This window comes from Micromonospora sp. CNZ285 (assembly GCF_004637285.1).
The window spans coordinates 1423265-1449285 of the sequence record NZ_SPQD01000001.1 but is presented as its reverse complement, the minus strand read 5'-3'; the positions used below and the strand labels follow the sequence as shown (position 1 = coordinate 1449285).

The 26021-nt window shown below is 71.4% G+C and carries 29 protein-coding genes and 1 pseudogene; 16 read left to right on the top strand and 14 right to left on the bottom strand.

The window, feature by feature from the left end; all coding sequences use genetic code 11:
• Window positions 1-66 precede the first annotated feature (66 nt).
• Both dop and arc read right to left on the bottom strand, forming a co-directional pair.
• Complete coding sequence (dop, locus tag CLT75_RS06560) at window positions 67-1584, bottom strand: depupylase/deamidase Dop (RefSeq protein ID WP_135239958.1); 1518 nt, start codon at window positions 1582-1584, stop codon at window positions 67-69.
• A gap of 166 nt (window positions 1585-1750) precedes the next feature.
• On the bottom strand, window positions 1751-3532 hold the full coding sequence (gene arc / locus CLT75_RS06555; RefSeq protein ID WP_018784497.1) for a proteasome ATPase: 1782 nt from the start codon (window positions 3530-3532) through the stop codon (window positions 1751-1753).
• Window positions 3533-3709: 177 nt separating this feature from the next.
• On the opposite strand from arc, the gene CLT75_RS06550 reads away from it, so the two are divergent.
• Window positions 3710-4003 (top strand): ferredoxin, encoded by a 294-nt coding sequence (locus tag CLT75_RS06550; protein WP_043324386.1) that lies wholly within the window; start codon window positions 3710-3712, stop codon window positions 4001-4003.
• A 58-nt stretch (window positions 4004-4061) separates the two neighbouring features.
• On the opposite strand, the gene CLT75_RS06545 is transcribed toward CLT75_RS06550, so the two are convergent.
• The 3 genes from CLT75_RS06545 to CLT75_RS06535 all read right to left on the bottom strand — a co-directional run bounded on the left by CLT75_RS06545 (window position 4062) and on the right by CLT75_RS06535 (window position 6809).
• Window positions 4062-4634: a hypothetical protein gene (locus tag CLT75_RS06545; RefSeq protein WP_135239957.1), complete on the bottom strand. Its 573-nt coding sequence runs from the start codon at window positions 4632-4634 to the stop codon at window positions 4062-4064.
• A gap of 175 nt (window positions 4635-4809) precedes the next feature.
• Window positions 4810-5754, bottom strand: a complete 945-nt coding sequence (locus tag CLT75_RS06540; protein ID WP_135239956.1) for a tRNA (adenine-N1)-methyltransferase — start codon at window positions 5752-5754, stop codon at window positions 4810-4812.
• A complete protein-coding gene (locus tag CLT75_RS06535) occupies window positions 5751-6809 on the bottom strand; it encodes a M50 family metallopeptidase (protein ID WP_228532420.1) in 1059 nt (352 codons plus the stop codon). Before CLT75_RS06535 ends, CLT75_RS06540 begins: the two co-directional genes overlap by 4 nt.
• Window positions 6810-7023: 214 nt before the next feature.
• On the opposite strand from CLT75_RS06535, the gene CLT75_RS06530 reads away from it, so the two are divergent.
• From CLT75_RS06530 to CLT75_RS06515, 4 genes are all read left to right on the top strand, one after another.
• Window positions 7024-7941: a RecB family exonuclease gene (locus CLT75_RS06530; protein ID WP_135239954.1), complete on the top strand. Its 918-nt coding sequence runs from the start codon at window positions 7024-7026 to the stop codon at window positions 7939-7941.
• A gap of 671 nt (window positions 7942-8612) precedes the next feature.
• Complete coding sequence (locus tag CLT75_RS06525; protein WP_135239953.1) at window positions 8613-9296, top strand: response regulator; 684 nt, start codon at window positions 8613-8615, stop codon at window positions 9294-9296.
• A 261-nt stretch (window positions 9297-9557) separates the two neighbouring features.
• Entirely contained in the window at window positions 9558-10322 is a 765-nt protein-coding gene (locus CLT75_RS06520) for an ABC transporter ATP-binding protein (RefSeq protein ID WP_135239952.1), read from the top strand.
• Window positions 10322-12871: an ABC transporter permease gene (locus CLT75_RS06515; RefSeq protein ID WP_135239951.1), complete on the top strand. Its 2550-nt coding sequence runs from the start codon at window positions 10322-10324 to the stop codon at window positions 12869-12871. The genes CLT75_RS06520 and CLT75_RS06515 overlap by 1 nt, the downstream gene beginning before the upstream one ends.
• A gap of 43 nt (window positions 12872-12914) precedes the next feature.
• Here the strand turns inward: CLT75_RS06515 and CLT75_RS06510 are convergent, their stop codons facing one another.
• Both CLT75_RS06510 and CLT75_RS06505 read right to left on the bottom strand, forming a co-directional pair.
• Window positions 12915-13553 (bottom strand): HAD family hydrolase, encoded by a 639-nt coding sequence (locus tag CLT75_RS06510; RefSeq protein ID WP_135239950.1) that lies wholly within the window; start codon window positions 13551-13553, stop codon window positions 12915-12917.
• 116 nt (window positions 13554-13669) lie between these two features.
• Window positions 13670-14410: a neutral zinc metallopeptidase gene (locus CLT75_RS06505; RefSeq protein WP_135239949.1), complete on the bottom strand. Its 741-nt coding sequence runs from the start codon at window positions 14408-14410 to the stop codon at window positions 13670-13672.
• 131 nt (window positions 14411-14541) lie between these two features.
• On the opposite strand from CLT75_RS06505, the gene CLT75_RS06500 reads away from it, so the two are divergent.
• Window positions 14542-14901 (top strand): hypothetical protein, encoded by a 360-nt coding sequence (locus CLT75_RS06500; RefSeq protein WP_135239948.1) that lies wholly within the window; start codon window positions 14542-14544, stop codon window positions 14899-14901.
• Between the two features lie 9 nt (window positions 14902-14910).
• On the opposite strand, the gene CLT75_RS06495 is transcribed toward CLT75_RS06500, so the two are convergent.
• The 3 genes from CLT75_RS06495 to CLT75_RS06485 all read right to left on the bottom strand — a co-directional run bounded on the left by CLT75_RS06495 (window position 14911) and on the right by CLT75_RS06485 (window position 16264).
• Window positions 14911-15093 (bottom strand): hypothetical protein, encoded by a 183-nt coding sequence (locus CLT75_RS06495; protein ID WP_013286093.1) that lies wholly within the window; start codon window positions 15091-15093, stop codon window positions 14911-14913.
• Between the two features lie 179 nt (window positions 15094-15272).
• Window positions 15273-15938, bottom strand: coding sequence for a cation efflux transmembrane domain-containing protein (locus CLT75_RS06490; protein ID WP_135239947.1), 666 nt, complete (start codon window positions 15936-15938; stop codon window positions 15273-15275).
• On the bottom strand, window positions 15938-16264 hold the full coding sequence (locus CLT75_RS06485; RefSeq protein WP_135239946.1) for a helix-turn-helix domain-containing protein: 327 nt from the start codon (window positions 16262-16264) through the stop codon (window positions 15938-15940). The genes CLT75_RS06490 and CLT75_RS06485 overlap by 1 nt, the downstream gene beginning before the upstream one ends.
• 87 nt (window positions 16265-16351) lie before the next feature.
• Here CLT75_RS06485 and CLT75_RS06480 point away from each other — a divergent pair, with 87 nt between their 5' ends.
• The 5 genes from CLT75_RS06480 (at window position 16352) to CLT75_RS06460 (ending at window position 19219) form a co-directional block, all read left to right on the top strand.
• Window positions 16352-16681 carry a hypothetical protein gene (locus CLT75_RS06480; protein WP_135239945.1) on the top strand — a complete coding sequence of 110 codons (330 nt, stop codon included), beginning with the start codon at window positions 16352-16354 and terminating at the stop codon, window positions 16679-16681.
• Window positions 16681-17103 carry a MerR family transcriptional regulator gene (locus CLT75_RS06475; RefSeq protein WP_135239944.1) on the top strand — a complete coding sequence of 141 codons (423 nt, stop codon included), beginning with the start codon at window positions 16681-16683 and terminating at the stop codon, window positions 17101-17103. The genes CLT75_RS06480 and CLT75_RS06475 overlap by 1 nt, the downstream gene beginning before the upstream one ends.
• Window positions 17104-17106: 3 nt before the next feature.
• Window positions 17107-17442 carry a YnfA family protein gene (locus CLT75_RS06470; RefSeq protein ID WP_071095215.1) on the top strand — a complete coding sequence of 112 codons (336 nt, stop codon included), beginning with the start codon at window positions 17107-17109 and terminating at the stop codon, window positions 17440-17442.
• A gap of 86 nt (window positions 17443-17528) precedes the next feature.
• Window positions 17529-18527: an RNA polymerase subunit sigma-70 gene (locus CLT75_RS06465; protein ID WP_135239943.1), complete on the top strand. Its 999-nt coding sequence runs from the start codon at window positions 17529-17531 to the stop codon at window positions 18525-18527.
• Entirely contained in the window at window positions 18527-19219 is a 693-nt protein-coding gene (locus CLT75_RS06460; protein WP_135239942.1) for a DUF6069 family protein, read from the top strand. The genes CLT75_RS06465 and CLT75_RS06460 overlap by 1 nt, the downstream gene beginning before the upstream one ends.
• 34 nt (window positions 19220-19253) lie before the next feature.
• Here CLT75_RS06460 and CLT75_RS06455 read toward each other — a convergent pair whose 3' ends face one another.
• A complete protein-coding gene (locus tag CLT75_RS06455) occupies window positions 19254-19658 on the bottom strand; it encodes a hypothetical protein (protein ID WP_135239941.1) in 405 nt (134 codons plus the stop codon).
• Window positions 19659-19870: 212 nt separating this feature from the next.
• Here CLT75_RS06455 and CLT75_RS06450 point away from each other — a divergent pair, with 212 nt between their 5' ends.
• The gene (locus tag CLT75_RS06450; protein ID WP_135239940.1) at window positions 19871-20272 is read left to right on the top strand and encodes a hypothetical protein; all 402 of its coding nucleotides are present in this window, start codon (window positions 19871-19873) and stop codon (window positions 20270-20272) included.
• A 104-nt stretch (window positions 20273-20376) separates the two neighbouring features.
• Here CLT75_RS06450 and CLT75_RS06445 read toward each other — a convergent pair whose 3' ends face one another.
• Complete coding sequence (locus CLT75_RS06445) at window positions 20377-20712, bottom strand: hypothetical protein (RefSeq protein WP_135239939.1); 336 nt, start codon at window positions 20710-20712, stop codon at window positions 20377-20379.
• A 130-nt stretch (window positions 20713-20842) separates the two neighbouring features.
• Window positions 20843-21307 (bottom strand): hypothetical protein, encoded by a 465-nt coding sequence (locus tag CLT75_RS06440; protein ID WP_135239938.1) that lies wholly within the window; start codon window positions 21305-21307, stop codon window positions 20843-20845.
• A gap of 151 nt (window positions 21308-21458) precedes the next feature.
• Between CLT75_RS06440 and CLT75_RS06435 the strand changes: the two genes are divergently transcribed.
• From CLT75_RS06435 to CLT75_RS06420, 3 genes are all read left to right on the top strand, one after another.
• The gene (locus CLT75_RS06435) at window positions 21459-21863 is read left to right on the top strand and encodes a hypothetical protein (protein ID WP_135239937.1); all 405 of its coding nucleotides are present in this window, start codon (window positions 21459-21461) and stop codon (window positions 21861-21863) included.
• A 336-nt stretch (window positions 21864-22199) separates the two neighbouring features.
• The gene (locus CLT75_RS06430; RefSeq protein WP_091328272.1) at window positions 22200-22760 is read left to right on the top strand and encodes a hypothetical protein; all 561 of its coding nucleotides are present in this window, start codon (window positions 22200-22202) and stop codon (window positions 22758-22760) included.
• Between the two features lie 242 nt (window positions 22761-23002).
• Window positions 23003-23785 carry an IS5/IS1182 family transposase gene (locus tag CLT75_RS06420; protein WP_030504863.1) on the top strand — a complete coding sequence of 261 codons (783 nt, stop codon included), beginning with the start codon at window positions 23003-23005 and terminating at the stop codon, window positions 23783-23785.
• Window positions 23786-24209: 424 nt separating this feature from the next.
• On the opposite strand, the pseudogene CLT75_RS06415 reads toward CLT75_RS06420, so the two are convergent.
• Window positions 24210-25444, bottom strand: a pseudogene (locus CLT75_RS06415) (IS3 family transposase).
• A 51-nt stretch (window positions 25445-25495) separates the two neighbouring features.
• Here CLT75_RS06415 and CLT75_RS06410 point away from each other — a divergent pair.
• Window positions 25496-25966, top strand: a complete 471-nt coding sequence (locus CLT75_RS06410) for a DUF4760 domain-containing protein (RefSeq protein ID WP_167796887.1) — start codon at window positions 25496-25498, stop codon at window positions 25964-25966.
• The last annotated feature ends 55 nt before the right edge of the window (window positions 25967-26021 follow it).

The following is a 26021-nucleotide window of genomic DNA, read 5'->3' as shown; positions in this document are numbered from 1 at the left end:
GCGGGAGCGACGAAAGGCCCGTCGCGTGCCCGTTTCCGGCACCCGGCGGGCCTTCCGGCATCGGGGTCACCCGCCGGTGAGCGTCTCCAGCAGATCCTTGGCGCTCTCGCAGCGGTCGAACAGCTCGCCGACGTGCGCGCGGGTGCCCCGCTCGGGCTCCATCATCGGCACCCGGACCAGCGACTCCCGGCCCACGTCGAAGATGACCGAGTCCCAGCTCGCGGCGACCACCTCGGAGGCGTACCGGTCCAGGCAGCGGCCCCGGAAGTAGGCCCGGGTGTCCTCCGGCGGCTCGGTCATCGCGGTGCGCGTCTGCTCGTCGGTGAGCAGCGTCTTCATCGAGCCGCGCTGCACCAGCCGGTGATAGAGGCCCTTCTCCGGCCGCACGTCGGAGTACTGCAGGTCGACCAGTTGCAGCTTGTGCGAGCCCCAGGCGAGCTTCTCCCGTTCCCGGTAGCCCTCCAGCAGCCGCAGCTTGGCCACCCAGTCCAGTTCGTCGGCGCACTCGAGGGCGTCCCGGCCGAGCCGGTCCAGCACGCTCTCCCAGCGGCGCAGCACGTCGGCGGTCTGCGTGTCGACATCCTTGCCGTAGCGGTCGTCCACGAAGGAGGTCACCCGCTCCAGGTACGCCCACTGCACGTCCAGCGCGGTGAGCTTGCGGCCGTCGCGCATCCGCATCAGGTGCTTGAGCGACGGGTCGTGGCTGACCGCGCGCAGTTCGGCCACCGGGTCGGCGATGCCCAGGTCCGCGCCGAGCGCCTTCTCCTCGATCATGGCGAGGATCAGCGAGGTGGTGCCGACCTTCAGGAACGTGGAGATCTCGGAGAGGTTGGCGTCGCCGATGATGACGTGCAGCCGGCGGTACTTGTCCGCGTCGGCGTGCGGCTCGTCCCGGGTGTTGATGATGGGCCGCTTGAGCGTCGTCTCCAGTCCCACCTCGACCTCGAAGAAGTCGGCCCGCTGGGAGATCTGGAAACCCGCCTGGCCGCCGTCCTGGCCGATGCCGACCCGCCCGGCGCCGCAGACGATCTGCCGGGTGACGAAGAACGGCGTCAGGTACGCGACGATGTCGGCGAACGGCGTCTGCCGGCGCATCAGATAGTTCTCGTGCGCGCCGTAGCTGGCGCCCTTGTTGTCGGTGTTGTTCTTGTAGAGGTGGATCGGGTGGGTGCCCGGGATGGTCGCGGCCCGGCGGGCCGCCTCGGCCATCACCCGCTCCCCCGCCTTGTCCCACCGCACCACGTCGAGGGGGTTGGTCACCTCGGGTGTGGAGTACTCCGGGTGCGCGTGGTCGACGTAGAGGCGGGCGCCGTTGGTGAGTATGACGTTGGCGAGTCCGAGGTCCTCGTCGGCGAGCGCCTCGGCCGGGTCGTACGCGGCGCCGGAGTAGGTGAAGCCGCGGGCGTCGCGCAGTGGCGACTCCTCCTCGTAGTCCCAGCGGGCCCGGCCGCCCCGGTTGAGTTCCGGCCGCGCCCCGTAGGCGTTGACCACCTGGGAGGAGGTGACCATCGGGTTGGCTCCGGCCTGACCGGGCACGGAGATGCCGTACTCGACCTCGGTGCCCATGATCCGTCTAACGCTCATCGACCTGCCCGCTCCGCTCGCCGTCCCGGTCCCCGTCACGTCGAGCGTAGTCGGCGTGACGCGCCGAGGGGGCGTGGCGGCAGCGCCGGTCCGGTGTGGCGGCCTCCCCCGGTACGCGCGAAGGCCCGTGGCGCGTACGCCACGGGCCTTCGTCGAGGGGGTCGGACTACAGGTACTGGCCGGTGTTGCTGGCGGTCTCGATGGACCGTCCGGCCTCGGCGCCCTTGCCGCCGGAGACGAGCGTGCGGATGTAGACGATCCGCTCGCCCTTCTTGCCGGAGATGCGCGCCCAGTCGTCGGGGTTGGTGGTGTTGGGCAGGTCCTCGTTCTCGCGGAACTCGTCGACGCAGGCGTCGAGCAGGTGCTGCAGCCGCAGACCCTTGCGGCCGGAGGTGAGGAACTCCTTGATGGCCATCTTCTTGCCCCGGTCGACGATGTTCTGGATCATCGCGCCGGAGTTGAAGTCCTTGAAGTAGAGGACTTCCTTGTCGCCGTTGGCGTAGGTGACCTCGAGGAAGCGGTTCTCCTCGGTCTCGGAGTACATCCGCAGGACCACCGCGTCGATCATCGCCGCGACGGTGGCCTGGGCGTCGCCGCCGTGCTCGGCCAGGTCGTCGGCGTGCAGCGGCAGGCCGGCGAGGATGTACTTGGAGAAGATGTCCTTCGCCGCCTCGGCGTCCGGCCGCTCGATTTTGATCTTCACGTCGAGCCGGCCGGGGCGCAGGATCGCCGGGTCGATCATGTCTTCCCGGTTGGAGGCGCCGATGACGATGACGTTCTCCAGGCCCTCGACGCCGTCGATCTCGCTGAGCAGCTGCGGGACGATGGTGTTCTCCACGTCGGAGGAGACGCCGGAGCCGCGGGTGCGGAACACGGAGTCCATCTCGTCGAAGAACACGATGACCGGGGTGCCCTCGCCGGCCTTCTCCCGCGCCCGCTGGAAGATCAGCCGGATGTGCCGCTCGGTCTCGCCGACGTACTTGTTCAGCAGCTCGGGGCCTTTGATGTTGAGGAAGAAGCTGGTGTGCCGCTCCTTGCCCTCCCGCTCGGCGATCTTCTTGGCCAGCGAGTTCGCCACCGCCTTGGCGATGAGCGTCTTGCCGCAGCCGGGCGGGCCGTAGAGCAGGATGCCCTTCGGCGGCCGGAGCTGGTGCTCGCGGAACAGGTCGGAGTGCAGGAAGGGCAGTTCCACCGCGTCGCGGATCTGCTCGATCTGCGCCTGGAGGCCACCGATGTCCTCGTAGTTGACGTCGGGCACCTCCTCCAGGACCAGTTCCTCGACCTCGCTCTTCGGGATCCGCTCGTACGCGTACGCCGAGCGGGGCTCGATCATGAGCGAGTCGCCGGCCCGGATCGCGCTGCCGATCAGGGTCTCGGCGAGGTGCACGATGCGCTCCTCGTCGGAGTGCGAGACCACGAGCGCCCGGTCACCCGGAGCGCCCTCGGGGCCCGCCAGGATCTCCTTGAGCATCACCACCTCGCCGACCCGCTCGTAGCCGAACGCGTCGACGATGTTGAGCGCGTCGTTGAGCAGGACCTCCTGGCCACGGCGCAGCTCGTCGACCTCCAGCGAGGGCGAGACGGCCACCCGGAGCTTGCGCCCGCCGGTGAACACGTCCACCGTGCCGTCGTCGTGCTTGGCCAGGAAGACGCCGTAGCCACTCGGCGGCTGAGCGAGACGGTCGATCTCCTCCTTGAGCGTCACGATCTGCGCGCGAGCCTCCTTGAGGGTGCTCACGAGCCGTTCGTTGTTCTCGGTCAGCCGCGCCAACTGTGCCTGGGTGGCCGCCAGCCGCTCTTCGAGCTGCCGGACGTGTCGGGGGCTTTCGGTCAACTTGCGCCGCACCAGAGCGAGTTCCTCTTGCAGGAACGCGACCTGCGTGGAGAGATCGTGGGCTTCCTTTTCCCACCGTGCGGCGCGCGAGTCCGCGTCGTCGCTGCGTGCCACGTCCCACCTCCCCGGGGGGCTTGAACGTTCTGACCTAACACTAGCCGCTATGAGCCCGATTCGGTCCACAGCAACGCGCTCGTCACCGAAGCTTGATCGCGAAGGGCTGGTCGCGGGGCGGGTACGGGCGTTCAGGTACCGTCGGAGTGTGGGACGGGAGAACATGGGGGGTGCTTCGTGACCGACGTCGCGACCGACCAGTTGCAGGTCTGGGTGGATCAGGACCTCTGCACCGGTGACGGGCTCTGCGTGCAGTACGCGCCGGAGGTCTTCGAGTTCGACGTCGACGGCCTGGCGTACGTCAAGGGCCCGGACGGCGAACTGCGGCAGGCCCCCGGCGCCCGGGTGGACGTGCCGGAGCACCTGCGCCTCGAGGTGATCGACTCGGCGAAGGAGTGCCCGGGCGAGTGCATCCACGTGGTGCGCGGCAGCGACGGCGTGGAGGTGGCCGGCCCGGAGGCCGACGACTGAGCGGAGACGGACACGACGGGCCGGGGACCACACGTCCCCGGCCCGTCGTGCGTCCGCCTCAGAGCAGGGGCCGGCCGACCACCGAGGCGACCAGCCGGGCGAACTCCTCCAGCCGGGCGATCTGCCCGGCCCCGCCGTCGTCCAGGGTCTTGCCGAAGCGCAGCGCGTCGTGCCGGGGCGCGCCGATCGCCTCGTCGGTGGGCGGTGCCTCGTCCAGCGAGCTGAGCAGCAGGTACACGTCGATGCTGTCGACGCGTACGGTGCCGTTGTCGGCGCGCATGAGCCGCCGCCGGCAGCCGACCTCGGTGACGGTGGACAGCGGCACCACCCGCAGCGAGGAGGTCATCGCGCCGGGCGGCCCCTCCCCCGGCGGCACGTCCTCGCCGTGCCAGAGCACCAGCCGGCTGCCGTCGCAGACGACGACCTCCTGCCACACCCCGTTCACCTCGTTGACGAAGCGTTCCAGCGTGAAGCCGAGCACGGAGGCGCCGCGCAGCACGCCGTCGAGCGCCTCCAGCGCGATGTCCGGGTCCCGCAGGTACGCCCGCGCGGCCGACTCCAGGTCGGTGTAGGGCGACCAGTCCGGGAAGACGGCCGGCAGGTCGCCGTTGCCGTAGCCGGGGTTGCTCACGCCGCCTCCCGCCGACCCGCGCCGCGGCGCCGCCATCGGTTCCGGTCACCGGCACGGGCGCGCCGCCCGACGCGCGCCCCGATCCGCTCGCTCATGCCACCGTCTCCACCCGCTCAGGTGTCGTCCCCACCGGCACACATGATCCGCCCGTGCGCACGCGCCCGCGCGGCGGGGGTCAGGACTCCTGCGGCTCCTCCGCCGCGCGGGCCGCGGCGGCCGCGCGCAGGGCGTCGCGACGCTGCGCGTACGCCTCGGCGCCCTTGCTGGGCTTGCGCCGGCGCGGCGGCGCGGTGACCCCGGGGGCGAGCTTGCGCGCGGACACCAGGAACGCGGTGTGGGCGATCATCCGGTGGTCCGGACGGACCGCGAGCCCTTCGGCGTGCCAGTCGCGCACGAGCGACTCCCAGGCGCGCGGCTCGGTCCAGCCGCCGCGCTCGCGCAGCGCCTCGACCAGCTCGGACAGCTGCGGGGTGGTGGCCACGTAGCCGATCAGCACGCCGCCGGGCACGAGCGCCCGCTCGACCATGTCGAGCATCTCCCACGGGGTGAGCATGTCCAGGATGATCCGGTCGAACCCGGTCTCGGCGCAGTCGGCGACGTCGCCGACGTGCAGGTTCCAGGCCGGGTGCGGGCCGTTGAAGAACGCCTCGACGTTGCGGCGGGCGATCTGGGCGAAGTCGTCGCGGACCTCGAACGAGTGCAGCTCGCCCTCGGTGCCGACGGCCCGCAGCAACGAGCAGGACAGCGCGCCGGATCCGGCGCCGGCCTCCAGCACCTTGGCGCCGGGGAAGACGTCGCCCATCGCGACGATCTGCGCCGAGTCCTTCGGGTAGATCACCTGGGCGCCGCGCGGCATGGACAGCACGTAGTCCGACAGCAGCGGCCGCAGCGCCAGGAACGCGGTGCCGCCGCCGGCGGTGGTGACCACGCTGCCGTCGGGCAGGCCAATCAGGGTGTCGTGCTTGAGGATCCCGCGGTGGGTGTGGAACTCCTTGCCGGGCTCCAGCGTCACGGTGTGCATCCGGCCCTTCGGGTCGGTCAGCTGGACCCGGTCGCCGGGCCGGAACGGCCCGCGGTGCACCGGGGGCAACGCCGGGACGGTGGAGATCTCTGCGGTCACGTGTTCGTCTTCCGTTCGGGTTCCAGGAGCTGGGCGAGATCCGCGATGTGCAGCACGCCGACCACATCTTCGCCTGCCGTCACGACGTACTGCGCGCCCGGGTGGGTGCGCACCGTCTCCAGCACTCGCTCGCCGTCGGCACCGAGCGGCAGGGCCGGCACGGCGGCCAGGTCGCGGGCCACCTCGTCCACCGCGACCCACGGCCTGCGTTCCGGGGGTACGCGGGCGGCGCGCGCCGGGTCGACCAGGGCGACGGTACGGCCGGCCGAGTCGGCCACGCCGAGCGCCGCGTCGGGGGTGCCCGCCTCGTCGCGGCGGCGCTGCGCCTCGGCCAGCGGGGTGCCGGCGGGCACCGGTAGCACCGGGCGGGCCAGGCGGGCCAGGTCGACCAGGTGCAGCCGGCGGCCGATGCGGGCCAGCCGGATCGACTGGCCGGCGCCGCGCCACAGCGTCAGCGCGACGAGCAGCAGCAGCGGCAGGGCCAGCGGGGCCAGCGCCCGGCGCATGGTGAGCACCACGACCAGCGCCAGCGTGCCCAGCGCGACGGCCCGGCCCACCCAGCCGGCCACCTCGGTGCCGCGGTGCCGGTCGCGGGTGAGCGCCCACACGGCGGCGCGCAGCGCCCGCCCGCCGTCCAGCGGCAGCCCGGGCAGGCTGTTGAAGATCGCCACCACCACGTTGCTGACCGCGAGCTGGAAGGCGAGCTGGTGGCCGAGCGTGCCGGCGGGCAGGGCGAGGGTGGCGGCGACCGCGCCGGCGCCGAGCACCGCGGAGACGGCCGGCCCGGCCAGCGAGATCAGCAGCTCGACCCGAGGGCTGGGGGCGTCGCGGTCCATCTCGGTGTACCCGCCGAGCAGTTCCAGCGTGATCCCCCGCACACCGATGCCGTACCGGCGGGCGGTCAGCGCGTGCCCCAGCTCGTGCAGCAGCACGGAGCCGAGCAGCGAGATCACGAACCCGAGGCCGACCAGGTAGCCGCCGAGCGGGCCGAGGTCGAGCTGGCGGCGGGCCAGCGCCGCGTACAGCACGGTGACCACGACCGTGAGCAGCAGCATCGAGGCGTCAACGCGCAGCGGCACCCCGAGCACCCGGCCGAGGCTGAGCCCCGGCCGGCGGGGTCCTCGGCTCCGCTGCTGCACCGGCCCGATGCTACGTGAGCTGAGCTTCGGCGAGCCCCGCAGCCGTGGACGACCGAGGGCGCCACGATCCCGATCATGCTTCGGTGCGGCGAGGCCGGCCCTGTCACACGCGTGCCCTAACCTTCCGGGCATGACGGCGGAACCGATGATCGACAGTCCCGGCGACCAGACGGCGGCAGCGGCGCCGGTCACCGTGCGGGCCTCGTTGTCGCCGTCGCGGGCGGCCGACTTCAAGACCTGCCCGCTGCTCTACCGGTTCCGCAGCATCGACCGGCTGCCCGAGCGGCCGACCGTCGAGCAGGCCCGGGGCACGCTCGTGCACGCCGTGCTGGAGCGGCTGTTCGACCTGCCCGCCGCCGCGCGCACCCCGGAGTCGGCCGGTGACCTGGTCGCCCCGCAGTGGGACCGGCTGCTCACCGAGGAGCCGGAGCTGGCCACGCTGTTCGCCGACGGCGACGCGGTCGGGCCGCAGGAGTTCCTCCGGTCGGCGACGGCACTGCTGGACGGCTACTTCGCGGTGGAGGACCCGCGCCGGCTGGAGCCCGCCGAGCGCGAGGCGCTGATCTCCGCGGTGGTGGACGACGAGCTGCTCATCCGGGGTTACCTCGACCGGCTCGACGTCGCGCCGGACGGCGCGCTGCGGGTGGTCGACTACAAGACCGGCGGGGCGCCGCGCGAGGCGTTCGAGGCGCGGGCGCTGTTCCAGCTCAAGTTCTACGCCCTGGTGCTGTGGCGCACCCGGGGCGTGGTGCCGCGGGTGCTGCGCCTGCTCTACCTCAAGGACGCCGAGGTCTGCGACTACGCGCCGGACGCCGACGAGCTGGTGCGCTTCGAGCGCACCGTGGTGGCGCTGTGGCGGGCGATCGAGCAGGCCACCGCCCGGCAGGACTTCCGTCCCCGGCCGAGCCGCCTGTGCGACTGGTGCAACCACCAGGCGCTGTGCCCGAGCTACGGCGGGACGCCGCCGCCGTTCCCGGTGGCCGCCGCCGCGCCCGACCCGCTCGTGGACGCCCGCTCCCGACCGGTGGCGCCCGGCGCCGACGAGTGACCTCCGCTCCCGCCGGAGGGTGCCCGGGCTGACGCCTGGCCGGACGGCCCCGGATCGCCGAGCGATCCCGCGCAGGGCCGGCACGCAAAGACGCCCGCGTTCCCGCTGGGTAACCACCCCCGCCTGACCGCCCGCTTCCCGCCGCCTGGGGGCATGCGGGCCACTTCGGGGAGGTGGCGGGGTCGACTGGGGCGGGACGCGCCACCTCGGGGAGGTGGCGGGGTCGATGGGGGGTGGGATGCAGCCACCTCGGCGAAGTGGAGTCGATCATCAGTGCGGGGCGCGCACCACCGGCCGGGACGGGCTCGCCGAGCCGGCGCGCGGCGCTCCCCGAGCCGGGCGAGTCCCGTGTCAGGTCACCGCGGGGCGAATCGGGTGCCGGGTCACCCTCGGACTAATGCGGCGCCTGGTCACCGTGGGGCCCCGCGATCCCGCGCGGCCCCGGCGCACAGACCGCCCACCATCCCGCGCAGAGCGCTTGCGATCCCGCGCGGGCCGGGCGCGCGGAGCCCGGCCAACCTGCGGGATCGGGGCGGCCTGATCGGCGACCGAGCGGCCGTCGCCCTCTACGGTGGTTCGCGGCGGCCCGGTTCCACGCCGGGGTGCTCGCGGGCGCGTACCGGTGCCGACGGGCCCCGGCCGGACCGCCGCCCGGACGACGAGGGGGACGCATGACCGAGGGCGCCGTGTCCCGGCCGGTGCGGGTTCTGCTCGCCGACGACCAGCCGCTGCTGCGTACCGGATTCCGGATGGTGCTCGGCGCGGAGGACGACCTCGACGTGGTGGGTGAGGCCGGCGACGGCGCGGAGGCGGTGGACCTGTCCCGGCGGCTGCTGCCCGACGTGGTGCTGATGGACGTCCGGATGCCGCGCCTGGACGGGGTGGCCGCGACCCGGGCGATCGTGTCGGCCCGGCTGCCGGTGCGGGTGCTCGTGCTCACCACGTTCGAGCAGGACGAACACGTCGTCGGGTCGCTGCGGGCCGGGGCGAGCGGCTTCCTCACCAAGGACGTGCCGGCCGAGGACCTCGTCGCGGCGATCCGCACGGTGGCCGCCGGGGGCGCGGTGATGTCGCCGCGCGTCCTGCGCCGGCTGCTGGACCGCTTCGCCCAGGTGCTGCCGGACCCGGCCGCCGCTCCGGCGCGGGCGCTGGCGCCGCTGACCGACCGGGAGCGCGAGGTGCTCACCCACATGGCGCGCGGACTGTCCAACGCGGAGATCGCCCGGGTGCTGTCGGTCAGCGAGACGACTGTGAAAACCCATGTCGGCCATGTGCTGACGAAGCTACGGTTGCGCGACCGGGTCCAGGCGGTCGTGCTGGCGTACGAGACGGGCCTGGTCCGTCCCGGCGGCTGAGGTGGCACGGCTCACCTACCGTGACCAGCGGTGGGGCCGATGTGTTGACCATCACGCCAGGTAAGGGCCTAACGTCGGCGTCGCCGACCGGTCAGGGGTCACCCTGAGCCCGGATGGGGGGCGACCCTCACCGGAAGATCGGCGCGGATTCCACCCCAGGTCGGAGGGTTTTCGGCCTCGCGGCCCCGAGGATGGATTCCGCCGCACCGGCCAGCGGGGGCGGTGCGGCATGAGAACGACCATACGGAAGAGGTAGATGACGTGACCGCGACGGTAGGCCGAGAGCAGGCCGCGGCCCGGGCGAACGATGTGTGGAAGGTGTACGGCAGCGGCGAGGCGCAGGTCGCCGCGCTGCGGGGCGTGACGGCCGAGTTCGAACGCGGCCGGTTCACCGCGATCATGGGGCCGTCGGGCTCCGGGAAGTCCACACTGATGCACTGCCTCGCCGGTCTGGACACGGTGACGAAGGGCACCGTGATGATCGGCGACACCACGGTGACCGGTCTCAACGACGCGGGTCTGACGAAGCTGCGCCGGGACAAGGTGGGCTTCATCTTCCAGCAGTTCAACCTGCTGCCCACGCTCACCGCGCAGGAGAACATCCTGCTGCCCCTGTCGATCGCCGGGCGTAGGCCCGACCCGGCCTGGTACGACACGGTGATCGACACGGTCGGCCTGCGGGAGCGGCTCGGGCACCGCCCGGCGCAGCTCTCCGGCGGCCAGCAGCAGCGCGTGGCGTGCGCCAGGGCGCTCGTGGCCCGCCCCGAGGTGATCTTCGCGGACGAGCCGACCGGCAACCTGGACTCCCGCTCCGGCGCCGAGGTGCTGAAGTTCCTGCGCAACTCGGTCCGCGAGCACGGCCAGACCATCGTCATGGTCACGCACGACCCGACCGCCGCCGCGTACGCCGACCGGGTGGTCTTCCTCGCCGACGGGCAGATCGTCTCGGAGCTGATCGAGCCGACCGCCGAGACGGTGCTGGACACGATGAAGAAGCTGGACGCCCCGGTCGAGGTGGGCAACTGATGCTGCGGGCAACGCTCAAGAGCCTGCTGGCGCGCAAGCTGCGCCTGCTGTTGTCCGGCCTGGCGGTGGTGCTCGGCGTCATGTTCGTCTCCGGCGCGTTCGTGCTCACCGACACGCTCGGGCGGTCCTTCGACGCGGTCTTCGCCGACGCGTACGCCGAGGTCGACGTCAGCGTCGAGGCGAAGCCGAAGATCGACGTCTCCACCGCGGAGGGCATGCCGCTGAGCACCCCGATGCCGGCATCGGTGCTCGACCGGATCAAGGCGGTGCCCGGCGTCGCCGACGCCAAGGGCGTGGTGGCCGCCGACGGCGCCCGCATGATCGGCAGCAACGGCAAGGTGGTCACCTCGTTCGGTCCGCCGCAGCTGGGCCAGAACTGGCTCGGTGAGAGCGACCTGGTGGAGATCCGCGAGGGCCGCGCGCCGCAGGCCGACGACGAGATCGTGATCAACACCGCGCTGGCCGAGGCGGGCAAGGTCAAGGTCGGCGACCGGGTCGGGGTGCTGACGCTCGCCCCGAAGAAGGAGTTCACGCTCGTCGGCGTCTTCGGCTACAGCGGTGGCCGGGACTCGATCGGTGGCGCCAACGAGGTCTACTTCACCACCCCGGTGGCGCAGCAGCTGATGCTGGGCGAGCCGGACGTGTTCAGCAACGTCAGCGTCCAGGCCGCCGACGGCACCACGCCGGCCGCGCTGCGTGACGCGGTGGCCCGCACGCTGGGCGCCGACTACCAGGTCAAGACCGGCGAGCAGCTCGCCGCCGACGCCTCGGCCGGCCTCAAGGAGGGGCTGTCGTTCTTCAACAAGATCCTCCTCGGGTTCGCCGCGGTGGCGCTGCTGGTCGGCACGTTCCTGATCCTCAACACGTTCTCGATCATCGTGGCCCAGCGCACCCGTGAGCTGGCCCTGATGCGGGCGATCGGGGCCAGCGGCAAGCAGGTCATCGGCTCGGTGGTGCTGGAGGCGCTCGCTGTCGGCCTGATCGCCTCGGTGCTGGGGCTCGCCGCCGGCATCGGTGTGGGCGCGCTGCTGGCGTACCTGTTCGGTCAGCTCGCCGGGGGTCTGACCCTGGCCGGGCTGGGCGTGCCGGCCTCGGCGGTGATCGGCGCGTTCGCGGTCGGCATGCTGATCACGGTGATCGCCGCGCTGCTGCCGGCGGTACGCGCCTCGCGCATCCCGCCGATCGCCGCGATGCAGGACGTGGCCACGCCGGACCGGCCGCTGACGAAGGTCACCGTCGGTGGCGCCGTGGTGACCGGCATCGGCGCGGTGCTGCTGTTCCTCGGTCTCGGCGGGCACGCCGGCGACAGCACCCTGGCGACCATCCTCGGCGGCGTGCTGTTCGCGTTCATCGGGGTGGCGCTGCTGACGCCGATCATCAGCCGGCCGGTGGTCTCGCTGCTCGGCGCGATGTTCTCCTGGTCGGTGCCGGGCAAGCTGGGCCGGCTCAACTCGGGCCGCAACCCGCGCCGTACCGCGATCACGGCCGCCGCGCTGATGGTGGGCATCGCCCTGGTCACCGGCGTGACGGTGATCCTGGACTCGGCAAAGGGCAGCATCGGCGCGCTGGCCGAGGACACCATCAAGGCGGAGCTGGTGATCTCCGGGGCGTCGTCCGGGCCGCGTCCGGCGAGCTTCGACCCGGCGGTGCTGGAGAAGGCCGCCGCGATCCCGGGTGTGCGGATGGTCGACGGCGAGTACGGCGACATGGCAGTGGTCGGCGGCGAGCGGACCTGGGTGGCCGTGTCGAGCAACGTGGCCGCGCTCCAGCAGATCTTCGGGGCGAAGGCCACCGCCGGTGACATCAGCAAGCTGGCACCGGACCAGATGCTGGTCAGCTCCGACACCGCGAAGGCACGCAACCTCAGCGTCGGTTCGACGGTGCCGGTGCAGCTGTCCCGCGGCGACGCCCGCACGTACACGGTCAGCGGCATCTACGAGAGCTCGCAGCTGACCAACCCGGTGACGCTGCCGCCGCAGGCCGCTGCGGACTTCGCCATCCCGCAGCCGATCCAGGGTTTCCTGCAGCTCGCCCCCGGCACGTCGGTGGACGCGGTGCAGCCGCAGATCGAGCGGCTGCTGGCGGACAGCCCCGAGGTGTCGGTGGCCGACCGGGCCGGGTTCATCGAGCAGCAGACCGGTCAGCTGGACTCCCTGCTCCAGATGATCCAGATCCTGCTGGCGCTGGCCATCGTGATCGCGGTGCTGGGCATCATCAACACGCTCGCGCTGTCGGTGCTGGAGCGGACCCGGGAGCTGGGTCTGCTGCGGGCGATCGGCCTGCGCCGTGCCCAGACCATGCGCATGATCACGGTCGAGGCGGTGGTGATCTCCATCTTCGGCGCGCTGCTCGGCGTGGTGGTCGGCACGGGTCTCGGCGCGGCGGTGGTCGAGGCGCTCAAGGACGAGGGCATCACCGACCTGGTCCTGCCGTGGGGTCAGATGGTGACGTTCCTGATCCTGGCCGCGATCATCGGCGTGGTCGCCGCGGTGCTGCCGGCGATCCGGGCCGCGCGGATCAACGTCCTGGGTGCCATCGCCCACGACTGACGCAGCAGGAAGGGGTCCCTCTCGTCGAGAGGGACCCCTTCCGCTATCGGTTGAGCAGCGCCGCGAGCAACTCCAGGTCCGCCCCGGTCAGGCTCTCCAACTGGTGCACGCCGTCGGCCGGCGCCAGCGGCACCTCGGCCGGTACGGCCAGCACCGCCGCCCCGGCGGCGAGCGCGCTGGCCACCCCGGTCGGTGAGTCCTCGATCGCCACGCACCGCTCGACCGGCACGCCCAGCAGACGCGCGGCGGTCAGGTACGGCTCCGGGTGCGGCTTCGCCGAGTCCACCTCGTCGCCGCAGACCACCGCGTCGAAGCTGTCCCGGCCCAGCGTGTCCAGGGCCACCTCGACCAGGGACCGGCCGCTGGAGGTGACCAGCGCGGTGGGGATGCCGGCGTCGCGTACCGCCCGCAGCAGCGCCAGCGCGCCCGGACGCCACCGCAGCCCGGTGCGGAACAGGTCCAGGATCCGGGCGCTGATCCAGTCGGCGCTTTCCTGCACGTCCCGCTCCGGCTGGCCCAGGTCGTCGTGCACGATCCGCATCGCGTCGGCCATCCCGGTGCCGACGATCGCGCGGCGGGCGTCCTCGGACAGGACACCGCCATACACGGCGGCCAGTTCCTGCAACGCGACGTCCCACAGTTTCTCGCTGTCGACCAGGGTGCCGTCCATGTCGAAGAGCACGGCGGCGGGGTGCTTGCTGCTCAGCGGGGGCCTCCTTCGGTACGCGTACCCCGCCGATCCTGCCAGCCGCGTCCGGTGCGCCCGTCACCGTCCCCGATCTCCGGTGACCCGCGGCATCAGCCGAGGCCGCAGGCGCCGAGCGACTTCTCGTACCCCCGGAAGAACGACTCGCTGCGCTGCTCGGCAGTGCCGTGCGAGCCCTCGGCGAACCACGGCTGGTCCGGGTCGTCGCCGACCGCCAGCAGCCCTTCCCGGAACTCCTCCAGGTCACCGTCCTCCAGCTCCAGCGCCCCGGACCGCACGCTGTCACCGAGGTACGCCCCGGCCATGCAGTCGGCCTGCAGTTCCTGCTGGATGGTGAAGTTGTAGCGGATGCCCAGGCGCACCTGCATGCCGTGGGCGTACTCGTGGCCGAGCAGGTAGAACAGGAACGCGTCGCCGATCTGCCGGAACGCCGCCACCGACCAGTTCACGTCGTAGGCGATGAAGTCGCCGGCCGAGCAGTAGACCGCGTTGTTGCGCGGCAGGCCCTGCCCGGCGCAGGCCACCTCGCCCTCGCGGCTGTAGGCCACCACCCGCCGGATCGGGCTGAACCGCTGACCGGAGGCGCGGAACTGCTCCGCCCAGTAGCGTTCGGCCAGCCGGACCGCGTCCTGGATGTCCTGCTTGAACTCGGCGACGCTCGTCGTGCCGTCCGCGCGGGTGGTCTGCGACTCGGGCTGCGCGCTGCGCGGGGGTGCGGGCTGCTGCGGCTCGCCCTGGTCGTAGCCGCCGGCCATGCAGCCGGCCGCCACCAGCGCGGCCACCATCAGTCCGGCGATCGGCCCGCGCCCCTGACGTCCCGCCCTGTCCCCCACCGTGACCTCCCGGCTGTTCGTTCCCGTGTCCCGCAGCAGTACCCCCGGCGGCCGCCGGTGATGCTCACCGGCTCTCACGCACCGCCACCGGGAATCGTTCACCGGCGCGCGGGAACGGTACGGTCGGCGTCGTGGGCCGGTCGTACGCGGGAATCGTCTACTGGCGACGCAGCCTCTGGAACGGCATGCGGTGCGTACCGGTGCTGCTGACGCTGGACGAGGGCCAGCTGCGCGCCCGCGACCGGCGCGGCGCGGAGGTGTTCGCCGCGCCCGCCGGGCAGGTCGAGGCCCGGGGAACGATCGTCGGCACGATGCTGCTCACCGTCGGCGGCCACCGGTACGCCCTGGTCGGCGTGGGCGCCACCGTCTCTCCGGCGCCGAGCGCGGAGCAGCGGCGGCGGCTGGCGGAGTACACGGTCCGCGCCGAGCCGGTCCCCGGCCTCGCGTCGTGGTGGGAGGTGCTGGCGGGGGCCGGCGTGACGGTGCGCTGACCGGCGCGCTCAGTCCAGGCCGCGCATGATGTGCGGCTCGCCGTCGTCGTCGCCGAAGCAGCGGTGCAGCACCTGGGCGCGCGCCCACAGGTCCAGGCTGCTCGGCGGTCCGACCGGGCCCGTGCCGGCGGGCGTGGTGGTTAGCACGGGAGCCGGTTCCGGCGGGACCTGCGACGTCACCTCGTCGGTCATGTCCGCCCCTTTCGTCGTACCCATGCTCGTCCGCGGGCGTTTCCGCCACGTCAACTCCGACGGCGCGGGCGTGGACGCGGCGCGCCTGACCCACGCCGGCCCATACTCCGGTGACGGTAGCCCGCCGGGCCGTCGAGCACAGCCGTATTCCCGACGTCGCCGCAGGTCGCGGCCGGTGATCACGCCTGCGGGCCGCCCGGGCCGCAGGTGGCGCAGCAGGTGTCGCCGCGCCAGGCGTCGCGGCCCTCGCGGACCGCGACGACGGCGATCACCAGGGCGGCGACCGGGTCGGCCCAGGACCATCCGAACAGGCCGTTGAGGGCCAGCCCGACGAGCAGGACCACCGAGAGGTACGTGCACAGCAACGTCTGCTTCGAGTCGGCCACCGCCGACCGGGAGCCCAGTTCACGCCCGGCGCGGCGCTGCGCTGCCGACAGCACCGGCATCACGATCACCGAGAGCCCGGCGAGCACCAGCCCGACCGGTGAGTGCGCGGCCTCGGCGCCACCGAGTAGCGCCCGGACCGCCTCGACGGCGACGTACGCGGCGAGCGCGAAGAACGACAACGCGATGACGCGCAGCGTGACCCGTTCCCGGGCCTGCGGGTCCGGACCGGCGAACTGCCACGCCACGGCTGCCGCGGAGGCCACCTCGATGACCGAGTCCAGACCGAAACCGATCAGGGCGGTCGAGGACGCGACGGTGCCGGCGCTGATCGCCACCACCGCCTCGATCACGTTGTAGGTGATGGTCGCGGCGACCAGCAGGCGCACCCGGCGGGTGAGCAGCGCGCGGCGGTCCGGCGCCGGGCCGGCGGGCGTGACCGGGATCAGCGGCAGGCTCATCAGCAGCATCCGTCCGCGGCGTCCGGGCAGGCGGCCGGGTCGACCGCGAGCACGACGCCGACCAGGTCGCCGAGCGCGTGGGCGAGGCGGGCGTCAGCCAGCTCGTACCGGGTGCGGCGCCCCTCCGGCACGGCCACGACCAGGCCGCAGCCGCGCAGGCAGGCCAGGTGGTTGGACAGGTTCTGCCGGCTGGTGCCGAGCGCGTCGGCCAGCTCGGCCGGGTAGCCGGGCCCGTCGCGCAGAGCCAGCAGCAGCCGGGCGCGTAGCGGGTCGGACAGCGCGTGACCGAAACGGGACAGCGCCTGGGAGTGGTGCAGCGTCCGCATACCGTGACTGTACAGCACTCGCTGTATTCAGGAAGGGATGTACCGGCGGTTGCATCCGGTACCCCGGTACGGGCTTACCGTCGAGAGGTGACCGACGATTCCTGGGTGCCCGACACCTGCACGCTGCCGACCACCGACCGGCCGCTGCGGCTGGCCGAGGTCGACGGGCTGTTCCACGACGCGCTGCGCGGCGCCGACCGGCCGGCCGCCGGGCATCTGCGGCTGCATCTCGACGGCGGCGCCGAAGCGCTCGCCCGGGACCTGATCGCCCGCGAGTCGGCCTGCTGCTCCTTCTTCGCCTTCGATCTCGCCCGCCCGGACGGCGACACGCTGACGCTCGACATCCGCGTTCCGGCGACCCGTGTCGCCGTACTCGATGCCCTGGCCCTGCGGGCCACGGCCGCGCGGGGCCGGTGATGGGCGAGCCGGAGCTGCGCAGCGGCCGGCTCGCCGACGCGGCCGGGGTCAACGTGCAGACGCTGCGCTACTACGAACGGCGCGGGCTGCTGCCCGCGCCCCGGCGGTCGCCGGGCGGGCATCGCCTCTACCCGGCCGAGACGGTCACCCTGCTGCGGGTGGTGAAGGCCGCGCAACGTCTCGGCTTCACCCTCGCCGAGGTCGCCGGCCTGCTGGCGGCCGGGCGGCACGACGCCGGCCTGCGGACCCGGGCCCACGACAAGCTCACCGAGGTGGAACGGCGGCTCGCGGACCTCACTGCGGTGCGCGACACGCTGCGCGAAGCGATCTCGGCCGGCTGCGACGACCTGATCACCTGCGCCGGCAGCTCTCGCTGCCCGCTGCCCTTCGCCGATCCGGATCACGGCCCGGCTACGGTCTGACGCATGACTGTCGTCCGGTCCATCCTGCTGTTCCTGCTCGCCGCGCTCGCCGAGATCGGCGGCGCCTGGCTGGTGTGGCAGGGCTGGCGGGAGAACCGCGGGCTGCTCTGGATCGCCGCCGGGGTGATCGCGCTCGGCGCCTACGGGTTCGTGGCCACGTTCCAGCCGGACGCGAACTTCGGCCGCATCCTCGCCGCCTACGGCGGCGTCTTCGTCGCCGGGTCGCTCGCCTGGGGCATGGTGGTCGACAAGTTCCGGCCCGACCGCTACGACCTCGTCGGCGCGGCCATCTGCCTGGTCGGCGTCGCGGTCATCATGTACGCCCCGCGCACGAGCTGACGGCGGCGCCGAGCGCAGGTGATGAGTTTTCCCGCCCGTACCCGTCACACAGACGACGGCACACGACGAAGCGGGAGGATGACGTGATGGGTACGGAGACGCAACCGGCGGAACCAGGCGTACAGGATCTGGCGGGGTTCGACGAACCGGCGTTCACCGGGCTGGCGCAGCGGCACCGGCGGGAGCTGCACGTGCACTGCTACCGGATGCTCGGGTCGTTCGAGGACGCCGAGGACACCGTCCAGGAGACGTTCCTGCGGGCCTGGCGGCGGCGGGACACGTTCGCGGGACGGTCGACGTTCCGGGCCTGGCTGTACCGGATCGCCACCAACGCCTGCCTGGACCTGCTCGCGAAGTGCCGGCCCGAGCCGGCGACCGGCGGTGAGGTGCGGTGGCTCCAGCCGTACCCGGACCGGCTGCTCGACGAGCTGCCCGCCGCCGGCGCGGACGAGCCGGAGACGGTCGCTGTCGCGCGGGAGACGATCGAGCTGGCGTACCTGGTCGCGGTGCAGCACCTGGCACCACGCCCGCGCGCCGTGCTGATCCTGCGCGACGTGCTCGGCTGGCCCGCGAAGGACGTCGCGGAGCTGCTCGGTGACTCGGTCAACTCGGTGAACAGCGCGTTGCAGCGCGCCCGCGCGGGCATGCGGGAACACCTGCCCGCCCAGCGGCAGGACTGGACCGGCGACGAGACGGACACCCGGACCCGCGAGCTGGTAAGCCGCTTCACCGCCGCCAGCATCGCCAAGGACGTCGACGCGCTCGCCGCCATGCTGCGCGACGACGTGCGCTGCTCGATGCCGCCCACCCCGGGGCTGCAGATCGGCCGCGACGCGGTGGTCGCCGACTGGGTGGCGGACGGCTTCGAGAGCCTGGGCAGCCTGCGAGCAGTGCCCACCGCGGTGAACCGGCAGCCCGCCGTCGCGTTCTACCTGTGGCAGGCGAGCGACGGCGCGTACCTGCCGCTCACCGTCGACGCCCTGCGCATCACCGGCGGGGCGATCACCGAGATCGTCACATTCCACGCCGACCAGTTCCCACGGCTCGGGCTGCCCGAGCACCTGCCCGCCGACCGTACGCCGTAGTGCCCGCGCGGACGCTCGCGCTGCCCGGCGGCGCGCGCGTTCCGGTGGTCGCGGCCCAGTGGCGTCACGCGTACGGCGTGGTGACGCGCGGCCGGGTGCAGCTGGAGCTGCGCGACGGCACCCCCGGGCCGGTCCTCGGCCGCGACGCCGGTTTCTGGCTGCGCGGCACCGGCGTACGCGCGCTGCGCAACCCCGGCCGTCGCACCGCGACCGTACGGATCCTCACCCCTCACCTCGAAACTCGGAGGAACGACATGATCAGCAGCACCGACACCGGCATCGTCTCGGGCCGTCCGCACGGCTTCCGGCGGCTCGCCGTCACCGGTCTGGTCGCCACGATCGCCGCGATGGCGGTCACCACGCTCGCGGCGGCGCTCGCCCGGGCCGCCGGTGTGGACTTCGAGATCCCGGACGGCGGCGGCGAGACGATCCCGTTGGGCGGGTTCGCCGTGGTGACCGGATTCTTCTCGCTCGTGGGCGTCGTCATCGCCGCCGTCCTGCTGCGGTTCAGCGCCCACCCGACGCGGCGGTTCGTGTGGACGGCGGTGTCGCTGACCGCGCTGTCGATGGTTCCGCCGTTTATCGCCGGTGGCGACGCCGCCACGACGATCGCGCTGGTCGGGTTGCACCTGGTCGCGGCGGCGGTGATGATCCCCGCCCTGACGCGGAGCCTGCGCGCGAGGACCGACTGACGGGACCCTCGCCGCGGCGGGTGCGCCTGGCGGCTTACTCGGCCGTGGCTCCGCGACGGCGGAGGGCCACCTTGGTGCCGCCGAACGCGACGAGCCAGGGTAAGGCCAGGAAGCCGCCGCAACCGATCACGATCAGCCACAGCGTCTCACTCGGTTCTCCCTGGTGCTCCAGGTCGGGCCAGGTGAAGGCGCTGCCGAGCAGCGACAACGCGTAGAACAGGACGATCACGATCGCGGCGGCCGTACCGATCCGGCGGCTGAGCCCGATGCCCGCGGCGCAGAGAAACCCGAGCCCGGACATGACAAGAGGGGCGAGGTACATACCGGACAGGACGACGAAGGTGTAGTACGTCGCACCGGAGTCGAGAGCCGAGTCCGCCACCGGTGGCGGGCCGGATCCGACCGCGTGGACGACAGCGGAGAGGGCGGAGTTCACCACTTCGGACTCCTCGCGCCGGGACGCTCGCACGCCATCGAAATCGATCCCTCAGTCTGGCACCGGTCGAGCCGTCGGACCGACCGGGAGCCGCAGGCCCGACACAGAAGAATGCGATCCACAGGGTTCGATCGGGATCGGGCACTTCGATACGGACCACACGCCGGGCGCCGCCAGTCGGCGCCCGGCGCCACGTACGACCGAGAGGTGACACCATGACCTTCCGCGCCAGGCTCGTCGGAGCCGCACTCGTCGGGACGCTCGCCGCCGGTGCGTCGGCACTGGCTGGGGCCTCCGCGGCCAGCGCGCAGGCCGAACCCTGCGTTCAGCGCATCGCCGTGGTGAACAACGCCGCCTTCGTGATGTCCTTCAGTGTCGCGGCGAGCAACGGTCTGGAGACGGCGAACACCGACACCTACCCGATCAACCAGTCGCGGACGATCGATCTCACCACCACCGCGCTGCCGGTCGGGTCCGATGTCCGGCCGGTGGTCGACGCGGTGGCCGGAGCACAACGCACTCCGAGCAGCTTCGTGTCGTACTGCGAGAACGGGCAGACCGCCACGTACTCGGTGACCGGGACGACGTACGACTACTCGGTCACGCTGATCGGCTGACCGGCACGTCGACGCTTCGGGGCGTCCGCCATCCCGGCGGGCGCCCCGCGCTCGTCGGGGCCGTACGAACAACAGACGGGTGCCGCGACGGACGGGCCGTCCGATCACGCGTCGTCAGATCGGGTCACCGAACGCCAGGCGTCGAAGGCCCATTCGAGGTCGGCCGTGTACGCACCGGCGAAGACCGTTTCCAGGTACGCGCCGTCGACGAAGGTGAAGCCGTGGAGGGTGAACTCGATACCGTCGTCACGGCGGTAGAGCCAGGCTGCGCGATGCCCAACCCCGTCTCTGCCGCCCTCCCCCACTTTGGCTGTCGGGTTCGGTGGCAGCTCGGCATCGAGCGAGGCGATGATGTCGGCGCCGTCGGCACACCGCCACGACGGTCCTGGACCCGGCCCGCATCGCCCGGCCGGACACGTGCCACCTGGTAACACCGTCATCGGTGGTCTCCCGCGTCCAGGAGCCGGACAGCTCGACCGACCAACCGTCGCCCAGAGACCGCCGCACGCCCCAAGTGTCACCGACGGCCGGCGTTCCGTGTAGTGACCCCCTCGGTGCGGACGACGCCGATCAGCCGTTGCTGGGGCTGGAGATCCCGCGTCTTGCGAAGGACGCCGCGACCTCGTCGAAGACACCGCCGGCAAGCTCGGGCTGCGCGAGAGCATCGGACAACGGCAGCTCCAGTTGAGGGTCGTACCCGGCCAGGCCCGTGACCGCCTGGACCGCTTCGCCGAGTTGGTACATCGCCGCGACGACGGACCGGGCATCATCGCCCCGGTACCAGAAGGGCACAGTGATCCCGGCCTCTTCCGCGTAGTAGCTGACCTGGATGCCGGTCGGCTCGTGGGTCAGTTCGTAGTTGTGGGCGCCCTCGAAGACGGAGACCTCACCGAGTACCTGCCGGGACGCCGCCACCAGTCGGGCCCACACCTCGCTCCTCGGACGCTCTGCGCTGTCGGACTCTTCCGCCGCGTCCAGAGCGTCCTCCCAGGACTGGTCGCCGCCTCTGGGAACGAAGATCAGGTCATAGCTCATGGCCGTGGACGGTACATCCATCCGGCCGCGGATCCGGTTCGGACGGTGCCTCGGCTCGCGGGTGCGACGCTGCGCTGGGGGCTGGTTGAGGCTGCTCGCCCCGGCCTCGCGGCACGACGGGCAATGCCACACGTGTTGCTACGGTCCGGCTATGCGATTCGGCAGCCGTTCATGGTTACCCGCGTCGGCGATCGCGCTCGGATCGGCTTCGGGTTGGTTTTCGGCTGGCGCCGGCGGATCGCTACAACGCGCCCCCACCGCTCTCCTCGTGATGGTGGTCGGGCTCGGCAGCACCGGGCTGTTGGTCGGCTTGTTGTCCGGCCGTCAGGACGGCGGCAGGTGGTTCATGCCGGCCCTTGCACTGCTGGCCGGCTTCTACGCCGGCACATGGCTGAACTCGCCCCACCACAGCTTCGCCGGTGACGCCGTCGTCCTGATCCTCGCCACCGTCCCCGCGTGCGTCAGCGCCGCGCTCGGGTCCGCAGTCGGCCCACACCTCACGAGTCGACAGCGAGAACGAAAGACGCACAACGACCTACCCGAGGAGGCAAGGTGACTCAGCGCTCGCATCAGCAGCGGGGCTCGTGCGCCATCTGCAAACGCCTGGTACCCCTCACTGCTGACGGAGAGGTCGCACGCCACAACGGCACCATCCGTGCGTACGCCCCGCCTGAGGAATGTCCCCGGGGTGGACAGAGAGCGGAAGCCGCGAGGTCTTAGCGACAGCGCAGGCCCTGGGGGCATCCGTTTGCACGTACTTCCGCTGCCGGGACTGCTCTGTGATGTGGCCATGGCCGCCACAACCAGCATCGACAGCCAATGCTGGAGGCCGACCACTGTCGACAGCCGGTGGGGCTGCGGTCTCAAGCCGCTCCGTAGCTAGCATCAGCGGATGGAGTGGCTCGCGGCAGTGCTCTCGTTTGTCGGCGGTCTCATTGCGGCAGCGCTGGGGGCTTACGCCGTCACAAAGACGAACAAACAACTGATGGCAGCCGACATCCGTGCGCGTTGGGACGCCGCGCTACTCAAACATGGTGAGTCGTTCGCCGCCTCCACTCGGACCCTCCGGCACCACGCCGAGCGCTTCTCCCGCAGCGAGAATCAGGAGGAACGCAGAAGGGCGCTCGACGAGGCACACCACAGCATGCGCCTCACGTGCGAGCAACTCAGGCTTCTCGGAAGTCCACGGGTGCAACGAGCCGCTCGAGCCGTCATCCATCACGCGTACGCGGTCCGCGTCCACGGAGAAGAAGACCGAGACCCGCGAGCCGAGCAGTACCCGTCCGCGCCGCCGATAAGCAGGCTCAATGACGCTCTACAGGAGTTCTACCGCGCGCTCCGCGAGCAACTGAGAGCAAACGAGCCTGAGGCCGTGATTCATGACGACGACCTCGACGTCATCGAGCCTGGGCTCCCGCCGCTGCCGCAGAAAGAACGGTCCCAGTCAGCATGATGGCTTGGCGCTCGTGCGGCATCACTTGGCGTTGAACTGGCACCGGGTGGCAGGCGAACCAGACAAAGGTCGCCCATCCTCGCCTGAGCTGCGCGAACGCTGAGCATCGACCATCACTGAGCCTTTTCCAAGCTGGTCTTGCACCTCAGGGCCGGTGTGGCAGGCCCGGTGATCGATGGGTGCGAGGCTCCAGGTAGGACAGCTGTCGACCAAGACTCGAAGCCCCGACCGGGAGCCTCGCCATGCTGTCCTACCCCGCCACGATCCCGTTGTCCAGCCGCACCCTGAACCACCTGGCCGAACGCATCCGCGGCCACCGCCAGCAGCGCCGATCCCGGTGGCGGCGCCTCGAACCCGGCCGGCAGGCGCTGCTCGCTCTGGCCCATCTGCGTAACGGCGACACCTACACCCGACTCGCGGCCGGCTTCGAGATCGGCGTCGCCACCGCCTGGCGCTACGTGCAGGAAGCCATGTCCCTGCTTGCGACGGCCGCCGACGACCTGGCCACCGCCATGCGACGGATCCGCCGACTGGCGTACGCGATCCTGGACGGCACCCTGATTCCGATCGACCGGGTCGCCGACCAGAAGCCGTACTACTCCGGAAAACACAAGCACCACGGCGTGAACGTGCAGGTCATCGCCGATGCCGCTGGCCGCCTCGTCTGGGCTTCGCCGGCGCTGCCCGGCTCGGTCCATGACCTGACCGCAGCCCGGACCCACGGCATCATCGAGGCGCTGACCAGGGCAGACGTGATGACCTTCGCCGATAAGGGCTACCAAGGAGCCCGCGGCAGCGTGAACACACCGTTCAAGCGGCACCGCTTCCGGCCGAAGCTGTCACGCCGGCAGAAGGCCGTGAACCGCGCCCACGCGAAAATCCGCGCCCGCGGCGAACGCGCGATCGCCACCCTCAAGACATGGAAGATCCTGAACAAGCTGCGCTGCTGCCCACGACGAGCGACCACGATCGTGCAGGCCATCCTCGTTCTGCACCACGTCGAAGCCAACCGCTACGCAGGATGAAAAGAGCTCACTATTGGGCACCTCTGGTCGACGTTCCACGGCCTGGCGACGGCCTGAACCTCGACCTGATACGAGGAGGGTTCGACCCTCGAAGATTCAGGAGACCGGGCAGCAGTCCGGGGGCATGGATCGCCCGAGAGTTGAGGCCCCCGAGACCGCGACTCTTCGCTGAGGGTGCAGTACGGGCAATGACCAACTGCCGGAGTCCAGGAGAACAGGTGCTCCCGCCGCTGCACCGCGCCGTCGGCCTTCCGACACAACTGCCGTCTGTTTGGCGGAGGAGCCAGGCGTAGCGCCAGCGCCACACTGACTTCTTGGCCTGCAGCCTCTATAGCTTGCGAAAGAAGGACTGCAATGGAGCAGGCAGCGCTAGCAATCTCGATCATCGCGGTGGTGTCAAGCCCCGGGTTTGATGGAGAGTTGGTTAGCTGGTTTTCAGGGGTGCGGTGACCGGGTGGGTCATCGCGTGTAGCGCCTCGTGCTCGGCGGGTGGGACGTGGCCGAGTTCGCCGTGCAGCCTGCGGTTGTTGTACCAGTCGATGTACTCGACGGTGGCCATCTCCAGGTCGTCGAGCCCGCGCCACGGGCCCTTGTTCCGGACGAGTTCGGCCTTGTACAGGGAGTTGAACGCCTCGGCCATCGCGTTGTCGAAGGAGTCGCCCTTGGAGCCGACGGAGGCGACGGCGCCGGCCTCGGCGAGCCGCTGGGTGTAGCGGATCGCTCGATATTGGGCGCCACGGTCGGAGTGGTGGACCAGTCCGCCCAGGTCAGCGCCTTGATTTTCGCGGCGCCAGATCGCCATCTTCAGCGCGTCGAGAGCCAGCTCGGTGTAGAGACTCGTGGACACCTGCCAGCCGACGATCATGCGGGAGTACACGTCGAGGACGAACGCGGCGTACACCCAGCCCACACTGGTGCGCACGTAGGTCAGGTCCGCGACCCACAGCTGGTTCGGATGTTTCGCGGTGAAGTCCCGTTTGACCAGGTCAGCGGGCCGGTTGGTCTCGGCCGCTGGCCGGGTCGTGCGTGGCGACTTGTCGCGCAGCAGCCCGCGCAGCCCGCAGGCGCGCATCAGCCGCTCGACGGTGCACCGGGCCACTGGCAAACCGCGTCGGTGCAGCTCGTGCCAGATCTTGCGTGCCCCGTAGACGCCGTAGTTCTCCGCGTGGATCCGCTCGATCACCGCGGTCAGCTCCTCATCGCGCCGCGACCGGGCCGAGGCCGGGCGGGTCTTGGCGGCGTAGTAGGTCGACGGTGCGATCTGTGCCGGCGTGTCTTCGAGCGCCTGCAGGACCGGCTGGACACCGTGTTCGACCCGCTGGGAGTCGACGAACTCGACCTTCATCGCGACGGACGGTCCAACTCCGCCGCGAAGAAAGACGCCGCGGACTTCAGGATCTGGTTCGCCCGCCGCAGCTCACGCACCTCCCGTTCCAACGCGGCGAGGCGTTCCGCGTCGCTGCTGGTGGTGCCCAGCCGGTCGCCGGCGTCGGTCTCGGCCTTCTTCACCCACGTGCGCAACGCCTCCGGGTGAACCCCGAGCTGACCGGCGATCCGACGGATCGCTCCGACCGCGGACGCCGGATCCCGACGGGCCTCGACCGCCAACCGGGTCGCACGCTCACGCAACTCATCGTTGTACTTCTTCGGTGCCGGCATCGCTGGTGTTCCTCCCAGGTTTCGATGTCTCCATCAAACCCGGTGCGGGACATGGCACTGTCTGGACTAATCGGATGGAGAGCCCTGACCCTCGCGCGGCATGCGAATGCGGTGCCGACGTTGGTAGATCTTTTCTCCGAGCACAGGGGCGCCCGCCTAAGCCGAGCCCGTCGCTTCGTGTATCGGGAGTTAAACAGCTTTGACCTAACAAAAGGGCTCGACGGCCTGCCTGACGAGGCACGCGAGATGGTCCGAGATCTCGGATGCTTCTACGACAACCTTGGGGCACTCGTTGCCCACGGGATAGTTGACGTCCATGCCGTTTCGGGCTACCTCGGCGGGTCGATCGTTCCAGTCTGGGAGGCGATGCTGCCGCTCGTCGAGGCCGAGCGCGCGACCCGGACCGCACACTATGACCGGGAAAGATGGCAAGCCTACTTCCAGAATCTCTACCTCCTTGTCAAGGACCTGCCTCCGAGCGACGCCCGCATGCATCAATCCCTGTGGCGGCTCAGCCGGTGACCCAGCCTCGATGTCGGCGGCCTGCTTCCCGTCCACGTGCCGAGATGCGAGGCTA